At 40.8% G+C, this 18,538-nt stretch carries 16 protein-coding genes and 1 tRNA gene; 13 read left to right on the forward strand and 4 right to left on the reverse strand.

Annotated features, from left to right (window positions below; all coding sequences use genetic code 11):
• Positions 1-8: 8 nt before the first annotated feature.
• Positions 9-79 (forward strand) — tRNA-Cys (locus tag JWQ34_RS03400).
• A 35-nt stretch (positions 80-114) separates the two neighbouring features.
• Positions 115-294 (forward strand): spore protein, encoded by a 180-nt coding sequence (locus tag JWQ34_RS03405; protein WP_299353930.1) that lies wholly within the window; start codon positions 115-117, stop codon positions 292-294.
• A 169-nt stretch (positions 295-463) separates the two neighbouring features.
• On the opposite strand, the gene JWQ34_RS03410 is transcribed toward JWQ34_RS03405, so the two are convergent.
• Positions 464-1,504: a quinone-dependent dihydroorotate dehydrogenase gene (locus JWQ34_RS03410; protein WP_299353933.1), complete on the reverse strand. Its 1,041-nt coding sequence runs from the start codon at positions 1,502-1,504 to the stop codon at positions 464-466.
• 107 nt (positions 1,505-1,611) lie between these two features.
• Here JWQ34_RS03410 and JWQ34_RS03415 point away from each other — a divergent pair, with 107 nt between their 5' ends.
• The 7 genes from JWQ34_RS03415 (at position 1,612) to JWQ34_RS03445 (ending at position 10,659) form a co-directional block, all read left to right on the forward strand.
• The gene (locus JWQ34_RS03415; RefSeq protein WP_299353936.1) at positions 1,612-2,385 is read left to right on the forward strand and encodes an SGNH/GDSL hydrolase family protein; all 774 of its coding nucleotides are present in this window, start codon (positions 1,612-1,614) and stop codon (positions 2,383-2,385) included.
• A gap of 117 nt (positions 2,386-2,502) precedes the next feature.
• Positions 2,503-4,425 carry an ABC-F family ATP-binding cassette domain-containing protein gene (locus JWQ34_RS03420; RefSeq protein ID WP_299353939.1) on the forward strand — a complete coding sequence of 641 codons (1,923 nt, stop codon included), beginning with the start codon at positions 2,503-2,505 and terminating at the stop codon, positions 4,423-4,425.
• A 121-nt stretch (positions 4,426-4,546) separates the two neighbouring features.
• A complete protein-coding gene (locus JWQ34_RS03425; RefSeq protein ID WP_299353942.1) occupies positions 4,547-4,744 on the forward strand; it encodes a DUF2683 family protein in 198 nt (65 codons plus the stop codon).
• A complete protein-coding gene (locus JWQ34_RS03430; RefSeq protein WP_299353945.1) occupies positions 4,720-4,998 on the forward strand; it encodes a Txe/YoeB family addiction module toxin in 279 nt (92 codons plus the stop codon). Before JWQ34_RS03425 ends, JWQ34_RS03430 begins: the two co-directional genes overlap by 25 nt.
• Positions 4,999-5,062: 64 nt before the next feature.
• Entirely contained in the window at positions 5,063-6,322 is a 1,260-nt protein-coding gene (locus JWQ34_RS03435) for a DUF5103 domain-containing protein (protein WP_299353948.1), read from the forward strand.
• Entirely contained in the window at positions 6,322-8,151 is a 1,830-nt protein-coding gene (locus JWQ34_RS03440; RefSeq protein ID WP_299353950.1) for an ABC transporter ATP-binding protein, read from the forward strand. Before JWQ34_RS03435 ends, JWQ34_RS03440 begins: the two co-directional genes overlap by 1 nt.
• A gap of 81 nt (positions 8,152-8,232) precedes the next feature.
• Positions 8,233-10,659: a glycoside hydrolase family 2 TIM barrel-domain containing protein gene (locus JWQ34_RS03445; RefSeq protein ID WP_299353955.1), complete on the forward strand. Its 2,427-nt coding sequence runs from the start codon at positions 8,233-8,235 to the stop codon at positions 10,657-10,659.
• 99 nt (positions 10,660-10,758) lie between these two features.
• On the opposite strand, the gene JWQ34_RS03450 is transcribed toward JWQ34_RS03445, so the two are convergent.
• On the reverse strand, positions 10,759-11,625 hold the full coding sequence (locus tag JWQ34_RS03450) for an alpha/beta hydrolase-fold protein (RefSeq protein WP_299353958.1): 867 nt from the start codon (positions 11,623-11,625) through the stop codon (positions 10,759-10,761).
• A gap of 155 nt (positions 11,626-11,780) precedes the next feature.
• Here JWQ34_RS03450 and JWQ34_RS03455 point away from each other — a divergent pair, with 155 nt between their 5' ends.
• Positions 11,781-13,445 (forward strand): glycosyltransferase family 39 protein, encoded by a 1,665-nt coding sequence (locus JWQ34_RS03455; RefSeq protein WP_299353961.1) that lies wholly within the window; start codon positions 11,781-11,783, stop codon positions 13,443-13,445.
• Here JWQ34_RS03455 and JWQ34_RS03460 read toward each other — a convergent pair.
• Both JWQ34_RS03460 and JWQ34_RS03465 read right to left on the reverse strand, forming a co-directional pair.
• Positions 13,442-14,698 (reverse strand): HAMP domain-containing sensor histidine kinase, encoded by a 1,257-nt coding sequence (locus JWQ34_RS03460; RefSeq protein WP_299353963.1) that lies wholly within the window; start codon positions 14,696-14,698, stop codon positions 13,442-13,444. The genes JWQ34_RS03455 and JWQ34_RS03460 overlap by 4 nt on opposite strands.
• 2 nt (positions 14,699-14,700) lie before the next feature.
• A complete protein-coding gene (locus tag JWQ34_RS03465; protein ID WP_299353965.1) occupies positions 14,701-15,372 on the reverse strand; it encodes a response regulator transcription factor in 672 nt (223 codons plus the stop codon).
• 105 nt (positions 15,373-15,477) lie between these two features.
• Here JWQ34_RS03465 and JWQ34_RS03470 point away from each other — a divergent pair, with 105 nt between their 5' ends.
• The 3 genes from JWQ34_RS03470 to JWQ34_RS03480 all read left to right on the forward strand — a co-directional run bounded on the left by JWQ34_RS03470 (position 15,478) and on the right by JWQ34_RS03480 (position 18,528).
• Complete coding sequence (locus JWQ34_RS03470; RefSeq protein WP_299353968.1) at positions 15,478-16,122, forward strand: HAD family hydrolase; 645 nt, start codon at positions 15,478-15,480, stop codon at positions 16,120-16,122.
• A gap of 99 nt (positions 16,123-16,221) precedes the next feature.
• Positions 16,222-16,881, forward strand: a complete 660-nt coding sequence (locus JWQ34_RS03475) for an MBL fold metallo-hydrolase (protein ID WP_299353971.1) — start codon at positions 16,222-16,224, stop codon at positions 16,879-16,881.
• 243 nt (positions 16,882-17,124) lie between these two features.
• Positions 17,125-18,528, forward strand: a complete 1,404-nt coding sequence (locus tag JWQ34_RS03480) for a TolC family protein (protein ID WP_299353974.1) — start codon at positions 17,125-17,127, stop codon at positions 18,526-18,528.
• The last annotated feature ends 10 nt before the right edge of the window (positions 18,529-18,538 follow it).

Raw genomic sequence — 18,538 nt, forward strand, 5'->3', positions numbered from 1 at the left:
TTAAAAATGGTCGGGTGGCCGAGTGGCTAGGCAGAGGTCTGCAAAACCTCCTACAGCGGTTCGAATCCGCTCCCGACCTCACAAGGTTAACAAAACATTAAAAAAATAAGCATCATGGGCGTAACACGTTTAAAAAGAAAAGATAGAAGAAACAAAACTTTTTCAAGATTAGAAGTTCAGTTTTTAAAGAATGCTACTAACCTTGAAGCAGGTAGCCGTTCTGCAGAGTCACCTAGAAGCCAGGTAACTTTAAACAACATTGTTTTAGCTAAAGCAGCTGCTGCAAACAAATAATATTTAAAGAAATTTTGATTTTTTTAATCCTGTTGGTTTTATACCGATGGGATTTTTTTATGGGAAAAAATCCCCTTTTGTCATTGCGAGCGATAGCATGGCAATCGCAAGGATGCAATACGGATAATAGTTCGCGATTGCTTCGTTCCTCGCAATGACAGGTGCTTAATTATATTGCCAGCAATCTCTTATTAATCCGCTTAATCAACCCAGGCCCTTCATAAATAAACCCGGTGTATAATTGTATCAACGATGCCCCTGCATCCAGCTTCTCCAAGGCGTCATCTGCCGAATGTATGCCGCCAACCCCAATTATCGGGAATGACCGGCCCGACTTAGCCGCCAAATAACGTATTACCTCGGTCGACCGTTTGGTTAACGGCGCGCCGCTTAATCCGCCGGCTTCCTCTTTTAGTTTATCAATCGATAAAGACGATTTATCAATAGTAGTATTGGTAGCAATTACGCCGGCAATTTTAGTTTGCTGGACGATCTCAACAATATCATCCAATTGCTCATTAGTAAGGTCTGGAGCTATCTTTAGCAGGATGGGTTTCGTTATATCGTTTTTGTTATTGCGTTGCTGTAGCGTATTTAATAACTGCATTAGCGGCTCTTTTTCCTGCAACTCGCGCAGGCCGGGTGTGTTTGGCGAGCTTACGTTTACCACAAAATAATCTACCACATCAAACAGGCGGTCAAAGCATTTAATATAATCGTTTACCGCATCCTCATTTGGTGTATTTTTATTTTTGCCGATGTTGCCGCCAATAAGCAATCCTTTTTGTTTGGGCGATGCGTTTTTGCGATAGGCCGCAATACGCTCGGCAATCACATCAACCCCTAAATTATTAAAACCCATGCGGTTAATAATTGCCTTGTCGGCAGGGCTGCGAAACATGCGTGGTTTTGGGTTGCCAGCCTGTGGCAACGGGGTTACAGTACCTACCTCAATAAAACCAAAACCCATGTTAGCCAGTTCGCTTATTACTTCGGCATTTTTATCAAATCCGGCGGCTAAACCAACGGGGTTAATGAATTTTAGGCCGAACACTTCTTTTTCAAGCCGATAATCCTTCAAATCCCATAGGGCCCTGCTTAATGTTGTCCCACCGGGGAAACGGTTAAAGCGTTTTAAATTTCGGGTTACAAAATAATGGATGTTTTCCGGGTCGAACCGGAACAGTATGGGTTTTAAAAGCGAATACATAGCAACAAAGTTACTTGTTTAATTGTAAAAGAATATTGTACTTTAGTTCGTCAATAAATAAACCACCGCAGCAGTACCCGTTGCACTTCAAAACTTAATACCAAATTATGGAAGATCAATCTATGAATAACCGTCGCCGTTTTATCAGGAACGCATCATTAGGTACATTAGCGGCTATAAGCATCCCCGAAATTGTATCGGCGGCATTGGCTATCGCGCCTATCGCCAAAAGAGTTAATATTGAAAAAGATGATATCATTCTTTTTCAGGGTGATTCAATTACCGACTCGGGCCGTGGTAACCGCAATGCCATTGTGCCAAATAATACCGGCGCGTTGGGTAATGGCTATGCTTTTATGGCCGCCAGCCAATTGTTATTGAAAAATCCGGATAAGAACCTGCAGATCTATAATAAGGGTGTAAGCGGTAATAAAGTTTACCAAATGGCCGACCGTTGGGATGCTGATACGTTGGCAATTAAACCAACCGTGCTAAGTATCCACATAGGCGTAAATGATTACTGGCATACCCTAAACGGCAGCTATAAAGGAACGATAGACAACTACATAGCCGATTATAAAAAACTAATAGACAGCACCAAAGCCGCACTGCCAAATGTAAAACTGGTAATATGCGAGCCTTTTGGCGTATTAGACGTAAAATCGGTAACGAAAGACTGGTACCCAACTTTTGATCTGTTTAAAAAAGCAGCTAAAGAGATAGCTGCCGAATATAACGCCCCATTTGTGCCATACCAGGCCGCATTTGATAAAGCAATAACGATGGCCCCGCCAACCTATTGGACAGGCGACGGCGTACATCCATCAATAGCCGGTGCCGCGCTAATGGCAGAGACATGGCTGAAGGCAGTTAAAGGATAGCATGAGCTTAAAGCAGAAGGCAAAAAGCAAAAAGCTATTGTCTTCTGCTTGTTATATTATTGTGCTTAAGCTTTCAGCCTTCGGCTTTTAGCTTAAAAACGCTATCTTTGCGGCCAAATGATAGCTATAAATAATCTTACGTTCGAGATAGGTGCAAGGGCATTATATGATGAAGCCAACTGGCATATTAAACCTGGTGAAAAAATAGGCCTTATTGGCGCTAACGGAACCGGGAAAACCACCCTTTTAAAAATTATTGTAGGTGACTATAAACCTACATCGGGCACCATATCAATGGCTAAGGACCTTACTATGGGTTATCTTAACCAGGATCTGCTGTCATACTCTTCCGATAAAAACATCGTCCATGTGGCTATGGAGGCTTTTGAGCGCCAAAATCAATTGCATGACGAGATAGAGGTTTTGCTTAAAAAACTGGAAACAGATTATAGTGAAGACTTACTACATAAATTAAGCGACAAGCAACACGAATTTGAGGCGCTTGACGGCTATAATATCGAATACAAAGCACACGAAATTTTAGCGGGTTTAGGTTTCAGCGAAGCTGATTGCCAGCGTAAGTTAAGCACCTTTTCGGGTGGATGGCGCATGCGGGTGATGCTGGCCAAAATATTATTACAGGCACCCGATATTTTGTTACTGGATGAGCCAACCAACCACTTGGACTTACCATCTATACAATGGCTGGAAGATTATCTGAAAGCATTTAACGGCGCTATCATCATCGTATCGCACGATAGATGGTTTTTAGATAAAGTAATTAACCGCACGGTCGAATCTCGCAAAGGCAAACTGAATGTTTATGCGGGTAACTATACTTTTTACCTGGAAGAAAAAGCGCAGCGTGCCGAAATCCAGCGTGGCGAGTTTAAAAATCAGCAATCAAAAATAAAACAAGAAGAGCGTTTAATTGAGCGTTTCCGTGCCAAGGCATCTAAAGCAAAAATGGCGCAATCGCGTATCAAAATGCTGGATAAACTGGAGCGTGTTGAGGATGTGGATGATGATAACCCTGAAGTTAATTTTAGCTTCAAATTCAGCAAGCAATCGGGCCGTCACGTATCTACTTTAGAGCATATTACCAAAAAATATCCGGCTATTGATATTTTAGATGATGCCGAAGCGATTATTGAAAAAGGCGATAAAATTGCCCTGATAGGTGCCAATGGTAAAGGTAAATCAACTTTGCTGCGTATTGTAGCCGGTGCCGATAAAGAGTTTGGAGGTACAGCCATAACCGGCCATAATGTAACCCAAACTTTCTTTGCACAACACCAGTTAGAGAGCTTGCATTTAGAGCACCAGATTTTACAGGAGCTGCAATCTTTTGCGCCAAAGCATACTGACACTGAGCTGCGCTCCATATTAGGATCGTTTTTGTTTACTGGCGATGATGTGTTTAAGAAAATAAAAGTATTGTCGGGTGGCGAGAAATCGCGCGTAGCTTTAGCCAAAGCATTAACTGCCGATGCTAACTTTTTAGTGCTGGATGAGCCTACCAATCACCTGGACATGGCTTCAGTTAACATATTGATTCAGGCATTGCAGCAGTACGAAGGTACGGTGATCGTGGTATCCCACGATAGGTACTTCCTGGATAACGTAGCTAACAAGATCTGGTTTATTGAGAATCAAAAGATCAAACAATACCCGGGTACTTATGCCGAATATGATGAGTGGAACGCTAAACGCAAGCTTGATCCAAAGGTAGAAGCGCCTGCCCCTAAAAAGGAAGAAAAAAAGCCGGAACCTGTTAAGCAACAACAACAACCATCAGAAAATAAACATCAGCAGTTAAAAAAACTGAACCAGGATTTGACCAATATGGAAGATAAGATATCTTCTTTAGAAAAAACGGTTAAAGAACTGGAAGCTAAACTGGCTGATGATAAAATATACAATGACGGCGCCAAGCTAAAAGAAACCAATGCCGCTTATTCCCAAAAACAAGCCGAACTAAAACAAGTTCAGCAGCAATGGGAAGATTTGGCAGAGCAGATAATGGAGTTGGAGGCGTAATATCCTGTCAGACTTACGAAGTTTTTAAAATTTCGTAAGTCTATTTCTACATAAATATTGATGAGCCTCACATAGTTTAAACTTTGTGAGGCTTTTTGCATCTTAATACTTAAATTTGACTATGACCACATTAATAATGCATCCTCAAAACAAAGAACAGGAAACGGCATTAAAAGCTATTGCTAAAGCCTGGAAGATCAATGTAGAAACAAGTTCGTATGATCCGGATTTCGTTAATATGGTGAAGAAAGCCGAAAAAAGAGGTAATTATACCGAGATCGATCCTAAAGATGTATGGGGCAGTTTAAACTTAAAATAGAAGAGTTAGCTCAAAAGCATTTGAAGCAACATTATCGATCGGGCGATAAGGCCAGCATCAAAAAAATCGAAAAAATACTTCTGGAACTTTCTGAAACTCCATATATCGGAATAGGCCATCCCGAAGCTTTAAAATATGAACTTACTGGTTTTTGGTCTCGAAGAATAAATCAAAAGGATAGGTTGATTTATAAAGTTGAAGAAAATATAGTGACAGTTTTTGTCATTTCTGCAATGGGCCATTACGATGGATAAACACTTTTATGTCATTGTTATAGTGACATACTAATCACTTTGGTTTTTTAGTTAATATTGCGATATGAGTAAAAACGCCTGCATCATTCTGTTGCTATTCATCACCCTAAAAAGTTTTGCCCAACAGCCGTATGCTGATAGCGTTTACAACGCCCACATTAAAACCATCGAGTTTTATAATACAAAAAAACAGGCCTCGTTCCCGCAAATTACTTTACAATCCGGTGAGCAGGTACTTTTAGCCTTTGACGATCTGCGCGGCGGCAGCAAGAACTACTATTACTCCATTGAGCATTGCGATAGTAAATGGCATCCCTCTAATATATCGCCTGCCGAATATGTGCAGGGTTTCCAGGAAGATAGGCTGACTGATTATACCTACTCAACCAACACTTTACAAAAATATACACACTACGAATTAAAGCTGCCTAACGAAACCGTTGCGCCTAAAATATCAGGCAATTATATTGTAAAGGTTTATGAGGATGGCGATAAAACTAAAATGGTACTTAGTCGCAGGTTGTATGTAGTAGGTAACAAGGTGGGGGTAGCAACGGATATTGTTACCTCAAATAATCCATCCCTACGGCAAACTAATCAGAAAGTTAATTTCCAGGTTAACTATTCAGGGCTGAATGTGCAAAACCCTAATAACGATATTAAAGTATTGCTGATGCAAAATGCCCGCCCCGAAACAGCTACCTGGAACACTGTACCCACAAATATAAGGGGAACGCAATTGATTTATAACGATGTACATATAAACGACTATCCCGGCCGTAACGAGTTTAGGCGTTTTGATACCCGTAGCCTTAAACTAAACTCTGAAAGGGTAGGGCACATCTATCGGGATACGGCTAATACGGTTGTTTTATTGGGCGATCCGTTGCGTAACCAGGCCGGTTATTCATTTCAGTACGATAATGACGGTAGTTTTTTTATACTTAACCAGGAAGGCTATGACCCTAAAAAAGACGCGGATTACGCGCACATATACTTTAGCCTCGCCGCCAACAAAACTGACAAGGAAGGCACCGCTTACATAGTTGGAAAGTTTAATGATTATAAGTTGGATGCTAATAGCAAAATGGATTATGAACCCATTAAAGGCCGCTTCTTTACCAGCCTGTTTTTAAAACAAGGCGTTTATGATTACGAATATATTTGGGTGGATAGCCACACCGGCAAGCCTGATGACACACCCATTGAAGGCACCCATTTTGAAACAGAGAACGAGTACCAGCTATTGATTTACTACCGCCCGGCTAATGCCCGCTGGGAAGAGCTGGTTGGGTACCGTTTATTAAATACAGTGAAGAAATAATGGCCCGCCCACAAGTAAGTACAAATACAGAAACCTTAACCTTTAAAGAGCGGCTGCAAGCACTGCGCAACCTGCCTGCTTTCTTTAAATTAGTTTGGCAAACAAGTCCGTTAATGACGGTGGTTAGTTTGCTGCTGCGTATTATAAGATCGGCTATGCCGGTGACTTTGTTATACATAGGTAAGCTGATTATTGACGGCGTGATCCTGATAAGGCATACCCACGGTGATACTCACTATTTATGGCAATTGGTTGGGGTCGAATTTGCTTTGGCGATATTTACAGATGCCCTTAGTCGTGCTATAACGTTAATAGAAAGTTTGTTGGGCGATAGGTTCGGTAATTATACTTCAGTTAGGATAATGAACCATGCGGCAACGTTGGATCTTGACCAGTTTGAAGATTCTGTATTTTATGATAAACTGGAGCGAGCACGCCAGCAAACAACCGGCCGTACCATTTTATTAAGCCAAATAATGGGCCAGTTGCAGGACATTATTACCATGGCTTTTTTAGCAACGGGGTTGATGGCATTTAATCCCTGGTTGATCATTTTGCTTTTCTTCGCCATTATCCCTGCATTTTTAGGCGAGTCTTATTTTAACGACAGAAATTATTTACTAACCCGCGGCCAAACCCCCGAACGCAGGGAGCTCGACTATATACGTTATTTAGGAGCGAGCGACCAAACGGCTAAAGAAATAAAAACATTTGATCTGTCGGACTTTATTATTGCGCGCTTTAAGCAATTATCGGATAGCTTTTATATGGCCAGCAAACGTCTGTCTATTCAACGGTCATTATGGGGGACTTTTTTTGCTATGCTGGGCAGCATCGGGTATTACGCGGCCTATGTCTTTATAATCATCAGCACGGTCGAGGGTAAAGTTACGGTGGGCGAACTGGCATTTTTGGCCGGGTCCTTCAGGCAGTTGCGGTCTTTGCTGGAAGGTGTTTTAACCAGGTTTAGCGCCGTATCCCAAGGCGCTATTTACCTGCGCGATTTCTTTGAGTTTTTTGATATTAAGCCTAAAATAATACAGTCGGCAAACCCGCGGCCATTTCCTAAAGTTATAAAGCAGGGTTTTGTTTTTGAGGATGTTGGGTTTAGGTACCTTAATTCGGAGCGATGGGCAAACCGGCATCTTAATTTTACCTTATTCCCCGGCGAAAAACTGGCGCTGGTTGGCGAGAACGGTGCCGGGAAAACTACACTGGTAAAACTGCTTTCGCGCCTTTATGACCCCACCGAGGGCCGGATATTATTAGATGGGATAGACCTGCGCGAATATGACCTGGTTGATCTGCGTTTGAACGTGGGTGTTATTTTCCAGGATTATTTGCGCTACCAAATGACGTTTGCGCAAAATATAGCGGTAGGCAATATTAACCAAATAGCTAATCGCGAATTAATTGAACGCTCAGCAAAACAAAGCCTGGCCGATGTACTGGCGGCAAAACTGCCCGGTGGTTACGACCAGCAATTAGGCAAACGCTTTGCGGATGGTGTCGAGCTATCAGGCGGCGAATGGCAAAAGGTAGCCCTTGCACGCGCCTATATGCGCGATGCCCAATTGTTGATACTGGATGAACCCACCTCGGCATTAGATGCCCGTGCCGAATACCAGGTTTTTCAACGCTTTGCAGAGCTAACAAAAGACCGGTCGGCAATACTAATATCACACCGATTTAGTACCGTACGCATGGCAGACAGAATATTGGTGTTAGAAAAAGGCGAGTTAAAAGAAATAGGAAACCACGAAGAGCTTTTAGCCAAAGGCGGCATTTATGCCGAATTGTTCGAGTTGCAGGCGCAGGGGTATAAATAAATAAAATAGCCTGCAACAAGAAAATTTGTGAACGATTGATTGAATAATTATCCAAAATTTAAAGCCTCTATTTTAAATAATATGGACCCTTTAGGAAAGAATTCCACTACGATCTCCAGGAAAAATTTTGTTCACAGTTGTGCCATAGGCGTTTTAGCTTTGGCATCCGGCTCCTGGACAAGCTGTTTGAGTTTAAAAAATGCAATTGGAAAACATGGTAAAGGACCGGCCAGTCTTAAGATCTCCCTGGATCAGAACTGGCTTTTCGGTGGGAAATTTAACCCGGCTTCGCTTGATCCCTTTTTTGACGACTCCGAATTTTCACAGATCAACCTTCCCCACTGTGTGGCTGATCTTTCGTGGCAGGACTGGAAACCAGAAGCATGGCAGGATGTATGGGGTTATCGCCGACACTTTACCCTTCCTAATGAATTAAAAAACATGCGTGTGTTACTGCATTTTGATGGGGTAATGGTAGGAGCTGCACCATCAATAAATGGCCATATTCTTCCTCCACACCTTGGAGGTTATTTACCCTTCCAATATGAAATTACGGATTGGCTTAAAAATGAAGGAAATGTACTGGCTGTAGCAGTGGATTCCCGCTGGAGCAATGTACCGCCTGAGGGTTCACCCCTCGGGGCAAAACGTATCGACTATCTGGAAGCAGGAGGCATTCATCGTTCCGTGCGTTTGGAGGTGGTGCCGCAGATTTATATCAGCGATGTATTTGCCAAACCGGTCCAGGTGCTTGAAGCAAACCGCCGGATTGAAGTTACCTGTTCTGTCAATGCTGGCTTACTGCCCAATAAGCCGGTTCGCATTCAGGTTGAAATGAAGCAGGGAGATCATGTTATTTCCAGTTCGCAGCAAACATTTAGCATTGAAAAAACCGGTCAGTTGGAAGTGTCACTATCGTTGACAAACCTAAAGGACATCACACTTTGGGATATAAATAATCCTCATCTTTACGACATTATAACCACATTATTCATTGAAGGTAAACCGTTACATGACTACCAAAACCGGATAGGATTGCGGGATGCTCGTTTTAAATTGGATGGATTCTTTCTGAATGGACACCGGTTACAGCTCTTTGGATTGAACCGGCATGAGATTTTTCCCTATGTTGGTTTCGCAATGCCGGAAAGGGTAATGCGCCGGGATGTAGAGATCCTTCGTCATGAATTTAATTGCAACATTGTACGCTGTTCTCATTATCCTCAGAATGAAGCATTCCTGAATGCCTGCGATGAGCAAGGCCTGATGGTTTGGGAGGAGGTTCCGGGATTTCAATATTTAGGTGATGAGCCCTGGAAAGAACTGATGTTACGCGATGTAAAAGATATGATCGTCCGGGATCGGAACCATCCTTCGGTCATCATCTGGGGGACACGAGCTAACGAGTCACAAAATGCACCAGAGCTTTACCAGAAAACAAAAGCGCTGGCCAAATCTCTTGACAATTCACGGCCCAGTTCAGGTTCTATGGCTCCATGGTCCAGGAAAAATTGGGAGCGGGAATGGGATGAAGACGTTTTTGCCTTTGACGACTATCATGCTGATAAAGATGGCAGTGTGGGCCTGGAGGAACCTATTAAAGGATTTCCCTATTTATTTACCGAAGCAGTTGGACAATTTAACTATAAAAACGGCACCTTTGATAGTATATATCGCCGTGCAGCAGAAACCGTGGTTCAGCAACAGCAAGCTATCCGCCATGCGCAGGCACATAGCAAGGCGGCGGCCAATCCACGTAACTGTGGGTTAATTGGCTGGTGCGCATTTGAATATGCCAGTTTAATCAACCCATATCGTGGGGTAAAATATCCAGGAGTGGCAGATATTTTCCGCATTCCCAAACTGGGTGCTTCGTTTTATCAGACCCAAAGAGATCCGAAATCGGGCCCGGTAATCAGTCCCAATTTTTATTGGGATTTTGGGCCTAAATCCCCAAAAGGCCCAGGGAAAAACGTTGCTATTTTTTCCAATTGCGACCAGTTGAAACTGTTCATAAATGGCCGCCATCATTCCATCCTCCATCCTGATTCAAAGAATTTCCCCAATCTAATGCATCCGCCTTTTTTCACTGACCTGGAAATTGATAACGGCGCATCTCATCCGGAACTTAGAATCGACGGCTATATTGGGGATATATTGTTACTTTCCCGTTCCTTCTCATCTAATCCGGAAAAGGATCAATTTTTGGTTGCTGCAGATGACAAGGAATTGATTGGAAATGGCTCAGATGCCACCAGGGTGGTTTTTCGCATAACTGATAAATTCGGGGCACCAAGACCTTTCGCCGGTGGAAAAGTTGTTTTGAAAATTGACGGGCCTGGAACCATTGTAGGTGATAACCCTTTTGATCTGGAAGAAAGCGGCGGCGTGGGTGCTGTCTGGGTAAAGACAATCAAAGGCAGTTTCGGCCGAATTTCCCTACAAGCCACTCACTCTTCATTAGGAAACAAACATCTTGAAATATTTGTCCAAAAAGAAAAAAAGTAAAAAAAGATTAAGAGCCTGTTTAAATTTGTTACTGGAAAGTTAAACAGGCTCTTAAAAGATGCGTCCACAAGGGTAGCCCTACAGGAAGGTTAAAGGGGCTTAAAACTGATGGAAAGCATCAGACACAAACTCCAATACTTTCGGTAGTGAAGCGCGCCAATAGGTCCAGGTATGGCCGCCGTCTCTGATTCTAAATTCATGTGGAATTTCTTTTTTACGCATGGCGATATGTACCAGGGCGTTGCCTTCATATAAAAAGTCATCATCTCCATCATCAATATACCAGCGTACGGCTTTCTTCTGGCTCTCGGGCATGTTGTTTACTAATGCTATGGCGCTGTATTGGTTATAATATTTAGTTACTACTGAGTCTGTTGCATTAGGGATAGCGCGGGTAACTATTTTACGCGCGTCATCAACCGTAAAAGGCCCAACAGCCGCGCTTAACGGGCAGGCAGACGAGAACATTTCGGGATGATGCAAGGCATACATAAAAGTACCGCCGCCGCCCATAGACAGGCCGGCAATAGCGCGCGAACGTTTTTCAACTTTAACACGATATTTCTTTTCGATAAAAGGGATCAACTCCTGGAAAAAGAAATCCTCGTAGTTCCAATCGCCTTTAATATCATTAAAATAGCCACGACGGCCGGTATTGCCATCAGGCATTACGATGATCATGGGGGTTGCGGTGCCGTCAGCTAGAGCTTTATCTGTAATATGCAATACCTCGCCAAACTGTACCCAGCCGGTTTGGTCATCACCAGATCCATGTAGTAAGTATAGCACCGGGTATTTACGGTTTGATGTTTCATAATCTGGCGGTAAGTAAATGGCATACTTGCGGTCCATTTTTAATATTTTACTGGGTAGGGACAGGTCGTCAAATACCTTACCGGTTTGTGCCGATACTAAGCAGGGGCTTATTAATAACGCGATTGCTGCAATAAGTAATTTTTTTATCATATGGTTTTTATTGGTGGGCCAACAGGTTGAGAAATGTTGGCACAATAAATCTAATATTATTTTTTTTAATACTGATGAAACGATTCTGATACAAACGACAATATAAAAATTCATTATCAGGCAATAACAAAACTCTGCTTACCTTTACTTGCTGTATGGATAAACAAAACCCCGCAATTGCTGCTAAATGGCTGTGCCTTTTTATTGGCATAGCCGTTGCCGTAAATTTTAGCGGGCTATTTATACCGATAACCGGCCCGGATGGTACGCTTTACGCCAGCATTGCTAAAACCATGGCACAGCGTAATGACTTTGTAAACCTGTCTGCCTATGGCAAAGATTGGCTGGATAAACCCCATTTTCCGTTTTGGGTTACGGCGCTCTCTTTTAAGTTATTTGGTTTTACCACCTGGGCCTATAAGCTGCCGGGCATATTGTTTTTGCTGATGGGCGCTTTATATACCTACCTATTTGGTAAGGCGCTTTATAATAAACAAATAGGCCTATGGGCTGTGCTGATATTACTAACCGCCCAACACATTGTACTATCAAACAACGATGTACGTGCCGAACCTTATTTAACGGGCCTGATCATAGCCGCCGTTTATCACCTGCACAAAGCCAATACTAATTACTGGCAATTATTATGGGGATGCCTGTTTACCGCCTGCGCCATCATGACCAAAGGTATGTTTGCCATTATCCCTATCGGGGGTGCAATAGCCGGCCATTTTATAATTACCCGGCAATGGAAACAATTGTTCAACCTGCGTTGGCTAATAGCTATAGTATTGGTACTGATATTTATCCTACCAGAATTATACTGCCTTAACCAGCAGTTTGACCTTCACCCGGAGAAACTGATCTTTGATAGACATAATGTATCGGGCATCCGCTTCTTTTTTTGGGATAGCCAGTTTGGGCGATTTTTTAATACCGGCCCCATCAAAGGTAATGGCGACCCAACCTTTTTTGTACATACCACCTTGTGGGCGTTTTTGCCATGGTCGCTTTTATTATTAGTGGCGATATATCAGTTTATAAAAAAAGGCAGCAAACAGATTAAAACTATCGAGTGGTATTGTATCTGCGGCTCTTTATTGACGTTCCTGCTGTTCTCGGCATCTAAATTTCAGTTACCGCATTATTTAAATATTGTGTACCCATTCTTCGCCATTATAACTGCGCAATACTTGTGTAATTTGGTGGAAACAAGTAGTATTACGACTATACGCGGTATACAAACGGTAGTTATTTGTTTACTTTTGGTGGTTATTGGTATACTGCACTATTTTTATCAACCCGAAACATTTACGATAGCTATTGGAAGCTGTTTATTTGTCTTGCTCATCGCATTGATCTTTTTACCGCAGGTAATTACAGCCAACACTATGTCCAAAATAGTTTTACGCACGTTGTTGGCCTCGTTTTTTATCAATGTTTATTTAAATATGGTGTTTTATAGTTCATTGCTGCATTATCAATCGGGTAGTGAAGCCGCTATGTTTATTAACCACAATAATCCTAAAAATTTGCCGGTAGTACAGCTTAAAGATGATTATGTATCAGCCATGAATTTTTATAGTGATGCGCCTGTAATTACGGTGACTGAAGATGGGGCAGGCAACTATCCGCCCAAACCATTTATATTATATACTACTAAAGATAAGGTAAATGATCTGGCAGCGAAAGGTTGGAAGATACTACCGATAAAAACATTCCAGCGCTATTGGATCAGTAGGTTGAAGCCATCTTTTTTAAATAAAGCTACACGCGCTAAGGAGTTAACCGAAACCGAAGTAGTAATAGTAACCCCTTAAAAAGTTACCCTGAAGGTATGAAATGATGTCTCAAAACTATAGCTAAGCCTGTAATGATATTGGCTGCAAATGTTTTTAGCTATGGTTAACCCCAAGCCGGTGCCATCAGAGTTTTTGCCTTTTTTAAATCGCTCAAAGATCTCCTCGCTATTCAATGGGTCGAGGTCGCCGGTGTTTTGAAATATTAGCTCTTTACTTGTTAGTTTAATATACAGTTTGCCATTGATGGGGTTGTGTTTTATGGCATTATTAAAGAGATTGTTAATCAATATCTCTATTAAATATTTGCTGGCGGTGATTTCTTTATCCTCTAATAAATGTATTAACTCTATGCCCTTGTTTTGAGCTAATTCCTGCAATTGATGTTCTTTTTCCAAAATGACATCTTTTAAATTAAAAGTAGCCGTATCTTGTATCAGATCATTATCAATTTTAACTAATAGCAAAAGTGATTGATTTAAGCGCGATAGTTTATTAGTAGCTGCGTAAATATCATTTATCTGCTCAAACTGTTTGGCCTTTAGTTTTTCGTCCTGTATAAGTGTATCTAATTTTGAAGTTATTACAGCAATAGGAGTAAGCATTTCATGCGATGCGTTTTCGGTAAAGGTTTTCAAATTTTGGTAATCACTTTTCACTCTTGTTGACATTACCGTAACTGCGTCATTTAGTTCCGTAAATTCATCAATATTGGTTGTATTTAAATTGATAATGCTGCTATCAGCTAAGTTAAATGCCTTTAATTGTTGTAAAATATGATAAAAAGGTTTCCATAAACCACTCAATATATATCGGTTTGTTAGCGCTAATATAAATAGCAGTATTACCGTTAATAAAATAGTAATGCCAATTGTTAGTTGTGTTAAATGTTCTGAAGCTTCTTTTGATTCAACGATGGTTAGTATATAATGATCTTCTTTAACATCTACCAAAGTTTTAATAGCTCGGCCGGGTTCAATTTTATTACCTCTTTTATTACCCCGGTTTTTATGATAGGGTGTATCAACAAAAAGTGTTTTAAAAGCGGCTATATTGGTTTTGATAAAAGTAGTTTGGTCGCCCTCGTACTGGTTAGGTAGTTGTCGATGAAGATTTATATATTCTTTTACCTCACCTGTTTCACCTAACAGATCATGATCAAGTTGCTTGTTAACTATATAATTTATAGCTGTATAATAAACGCAACCGGCAATAAACAGCACTATAAAAGTAATTATCAGGGTTGCTTTATTGTATTGGGCCGCTAATTTCATCTTTATAAAAACTTATAGCCTACACCATATACTGCCTTTATATAATCTTTGTGAGCAGCTTCCATTATTTTTTTACGGATGTTCTTAATATGGGTATATATAAAATCAAAGCTATCAACCAGGTCAATCTCATCACCCCATAAATGTTCGGCAATGGCGTTTTTTGATATAACCTTGCCTTTGTTGGCTATAAAATACAGCAACATATCATACTCTTTACGGGTAAGGAGTATATTTATGCCATTTACAGTAACCTCATGCCCCAGCAGATCAACGCTTATCAGATCATAATTTAATAAGTTGGTAGTGTTAAAATATTTACGGCGGTAAATAGCATCTATTCTTGCCTTTAATTCGGCCAGGTGGAAGGGTTTGATCAGGTAGTCATCAGCACCAAGATTTAATCCCTTTATCTTGTTGTCTAATGAGTTTCTTGCAGAAATTATTAACACACCTTCATTTTTTCCGTTAGCCTTTAAATGCTCCAATAGGGTAAATCCTTCACCATCGGGCAGGCCAATGTCCAGCAAAATACAATCGTATTGGTACATGGATGTTTTGCTGATAGCGCCGGCCAGGTTGCTACAGCTTTCGCATAAAACGCCTGCCTCGGTAAAGTATTTTTCAATACTTTCCCTAAGTCCCTGCTCGTCTTCTATTATTAGTAGTTTCAAAAAAAGTTTTTTATAAATATAATGATTGAATTTGAGGAAAATTTGAAGCATCTATGATAATAGCAGACAATCGCCTATAAAAATAAATACTATTTTTGCCGCTACATGAATACTACACTGAAAAACAAATACGACAGCATAATTTTTGACCTTGACGGCACACTTTGGGACAGCTCATCTAACGTAGTACTAGCCTGGCAAGCGGCTAAAGAACAGGTTGATTATATAAAAGAAGATTTTACCAAACCAATGATCCATTCCATAACCGGGATGACTTACAAGGCGATTTTTGAGACCCTGTTGCCTTACCTTAATGAAGAGCAACGCGAGGAGTTTAAAACCATAGCCGGTAAAAACGAGTTGGAAATACTATATGAAAAAGGCGGTGAACTTTATATCGGATTGGAAGAAGCGTTAAAATATCTATCCGCCAAATACAAACTATTTATAGTGAGCAACTGCCAAAGCGGTTACATTGAAGTGTTTTTTAAAATAAGCGGATTGGAGCATTATTTTTTAGGCCACCAATGTTACGGCACCAAAAGTTTGCCTAAAGCAGATAACATTAAAGATATTGTTAACGACCATAACCTACAAGCCCCGATTTATGTAGGTGATACCATGGGCGATTATACCGCCGCAACCAAGGCAGGCATACCTTTTATTTTTGCTGATTATGGATTTGGTGTTGTAAAGGAAGACCAGGTAGCGACTATTAGTGGGCTTGAAGATTTGGTTGATATATTGTAAATATAGCGGCGGTGACTCATCCTCTTTGTGCGCAGCAAAGCGATGTCGGGGGTGGAGTAACTGCAAACTTTTCTCTCAGCCCATAGTTATCTTAGTACTATGAAAATCTCTAAATACCTGCACTCTTGTTTAGTTTTTGAGTTAGATGGGCATAAGCTATTGTTCGATCCTGGCAAGTTTACGTTTGCCGAGGGGGAAGTAAAACCCGAAATGTTTGCTGATGTTAACAGCATCATCATAACCCATATTCACCCTGATCACCTGGATGCTGAAAACCTTAAAAAGATAGCCAACCTAAGTGAGGCGACAATTTACACCAATGCGCAGGTTGGCGAAGCTTTGCATAAAGCCGGCATTGCTCACACCGTTTGGCATGACGGTATACACCAGGTTGGTCCGTTTAAATTGGAGGCTATTCCTGTTGTTCATGAGCTTATTTTAGATAATCCGCTACCGCAGATGACCGGCTTTTTAATAAACGATAAAGTGCTGCACCCGGTTGATTCGATGGAAGATGCTTTACTAAAATTTAACGGTATTGAGCTATTAATAATGGTAACCATGGCACCCTTCGCCAATGAAATGCGTATAAGCGGCTTTGCTGACAAACTGCAACCTAAACAAATACTACCTGTGCATGATGGTTATGCCAAAGAGTTTTTTATTAAGCAGCGTTATGAGGCTTATACTAAGCATTTTGATAGTCAAGGAATTAAATTCCATAATATTTATAAAGTTGGCGATAGCATAACTATTTAATTAGCTTTGCCATTATAGGCATAGTAATTGCAACATTTATCTAAAAATTATAGATATAGCCCCTTTATAAAATTCTCCCCTAAGGTAATTTTATGCTCCTCTTCAAAAGAGAGGGGCAGGGGGTTAATTTATGCTACTCATACTTACTTTTGCGTCAGTTTATAGCGATATTTTTGTTACATAGCTGTAAATTAGTTTATCTTATCAACTAATTTATAAATTTACTCCACTTAAAGTCGGGTAATGTTTAAATCTGTTTATAAATATATTTTATTAAGTGTTTTCAGTCTTATTTATAAAGTTGATGTTTATGCACAACAAAAAGTATTAAGCTTAAAAGATGCCGAGCAAATTGCACTTACTAACTATGGCAGTATAAAAGCAAAAGCAAGTCAACTTAACGCTTCAAAAGCATCATTAAAAGAAACTCATACCGAAGCCTTGCCTGATTTGAATGTTTCAATTCAGCAAGATTACGGAACCGTTAACGGCCAAAACGGACCGTTGTTTGGATACCGTGGTTTAGCAGTAGCTTCAGCAGGACCTACCTTACCTAATCAAAACTATAACGCAGCTTTCGGTTCGCTGTATGTAAGCAATATTAATTGGGACTTTTTCGCATTCGGTAAAACAAAAGAAAAGATAAAAGTACAGGGCGCAGTAGTATCACTTAACGAGACTGATCTGGCGCAAGAGCAATTTCAACACCAGGTACGGGTAGCCAGCACTTATTTAAATTTATTGGTTGCGCAACAATTGAGTAAAGCCCAGCAGGACAACCTTAACCGGGCCATACAACTGAAAGACGTGGTTGTTGCCAGAGTGAAAAACGGTTTAAATCCCGGAGTTGATTCTTCATTGGCAAATGCGCAGGTATCAAACGCGCGCATCGCATTAATTAACGCCCAGCAAATTGTACAGGATCAAAGCAGTCAACTGGCAAATTACTTAGGCATTACCCCACAAGATTTTGTGTTAGATAGTGCCTTTGTAACCAAAGCACCACCAAGGCCTGATGTACAATCTGCAATTAGCTTTGATAATCACCCTGAATTAAGATATTATCAAAATAGAATAGGCGTGAGCGATGAGCAAGCCAATTATTTAAATACGTTTAAATATCCAACCTTTAGTTTATTTGGAGTTTATCAAGGCAGAGGCTCAGGTTTTAAATCAGATTATGCTACTAATTTAAATGATTATAGCAGCAGTTATGGTGCCGGTATACAACCAACCCGCTATAACTACTTATTGGGCGCTGCCGTTATCTGGAACATCACCAGTCCGTTTAGGGTAAATTACCAGGTGAAGTCGCAAAAGTATACCTCAGATCAATATCGTGACGAATATAACCTGGTAAGCCAGCGATTAAAAGATCAGCAATTATTGGCCGAAACAAGAATAAGCAACGCTCTTAAAAATTATAATGAGGCGCCTATCGAAGTGAAAGCCGCTACCGATGCTTATAATCAAAAATTTGCTTTATATAAAAACGGCTTATCAAACATTGTTGATTTTACCCAGGCGCTGTATGTGTTAAATCGTGCAGAGGTTGACCAGGATATCGCTTCGAATAATGTATGGCAGGCTGTACTATCAAAAGCCGCCGCTACCGGCGATTTTGGTGTGTTTATGAATAATTTTTAAAATATACAGG

Origin of the sequence: Mucilaginibacter sp., from assembly GCF_028288185.1 — a bacterium.
Classification (GTDB): domain Bacteria; phylum Bacteroidota; class Bacteroidia; order Sphingobacteriales; family Sphingobacteriaceae; genus Mucilaginibacter.

Bases quoted from the DNA above. Each gene is read 5' to 3' on its own strand.
- JWQ34_RS03460 (WP_299353963.1), bottom strand. From the start codon at position 14,698: ATGAAATTAGCGGCCCAATACAATAAAGCAACCCTGATAATTACTTTT.
- JWQ34_RS03470 (WP_299353968.1), top strand. From the start codon at position 15,478: ATGAATACTACACTGAAAAACAAATACGACAGCATAATTTTTGACCTT.
- JWQ34_RS03415 (WP_299353936.1), top strand. From the start codon at position 1,612: ATGGAAGATCAATCTATGAATAACCGTCGCCGTTTTATCAGGAACGCA.
- JWQ34_RS03420 (WP_299353939.1), top strand. From the start codon at position 2,503: ATGATAGCTATAAATAATCTTACGTTCGAGATAGGTGCAAGGGCATTA.
- JWQ34_RS03480 (WP_299353974.1), top strand. From the start codon at position 17,125: ATGTTTAAATCTGTTTATAAATATATTTTATTAAGTGTTTTCAGTCTT.
- JWQ34_RS03445 (WP_299353955.1), top strand. From the start codon at position 8,233: ATGGACCCTTTAGGAAAGAATTCCACTACGATCTCCAGGAAAAATTTT.
- JWQ34_RS03450 (WP_299353958.1), bottom strand. From the start codon at position 11,625: ATGATAAAAAAATTACTTATTGCAGCAATCGCGTTATTAATAAGCCCC.
- JWQ34_RS03435 (WP_299353948.1), top strand. From the start codon at position 5,063: ATGAGTAAAAACGCCTGCATCATTCTGTTGCTATTCATCACCCTAAAA.
- JWQ34_RS03430 (WP_299353945.1), top strand. From the start codon at position 4,720: ATGGGGCAGTTTAAACTTAAAATAGAAGAGTTAGCTCAAAAGCATTTG.
- JWQ34_RS03405 (WP_299353930.1), top strand. From the start codon at position 115: ATGGGCGTAACACGTTTAAAAAGAAAAGATAGAAGAAACAAAACTTTT.
- JWQ34_RS03440 (WP_299353950.1), top strand. From the start codon at position 6,322: ATGGCCCGCCCACAAGTAAGTACAAATACAGAAACCTTAACCTTTAAA.
- JWQ34_RS03475 (WP_299353971.1), top strand. From the start codon at position 16,222: ATGAAAATCTCTAAATACCTGCACTCTTGTTTAGTTTTTGAGTTAGAT.
- JWQ34_RS03455 (WP_299353961.1), top strand. From the start codon at position 11,781: ATGGATAAACAAAACCCCGCAATTGCTGCTAAATGGCTGTGCCTTTTT.
- JWQ34_RS03410 (WP_299353933.1), bottom strand. From the start codon at position 1,504: ATGTATTCGCTTTTAAAACCCATACTGTTCCGGTTCGACCCGGAAAAC.
- JWQ34_RS03425 (WP_299353942.1), top strand. From the start codon at position 4,547: ATGACCACATTAATAATGCATCCTCAAAACAAAGAACAGGAAACGGCA.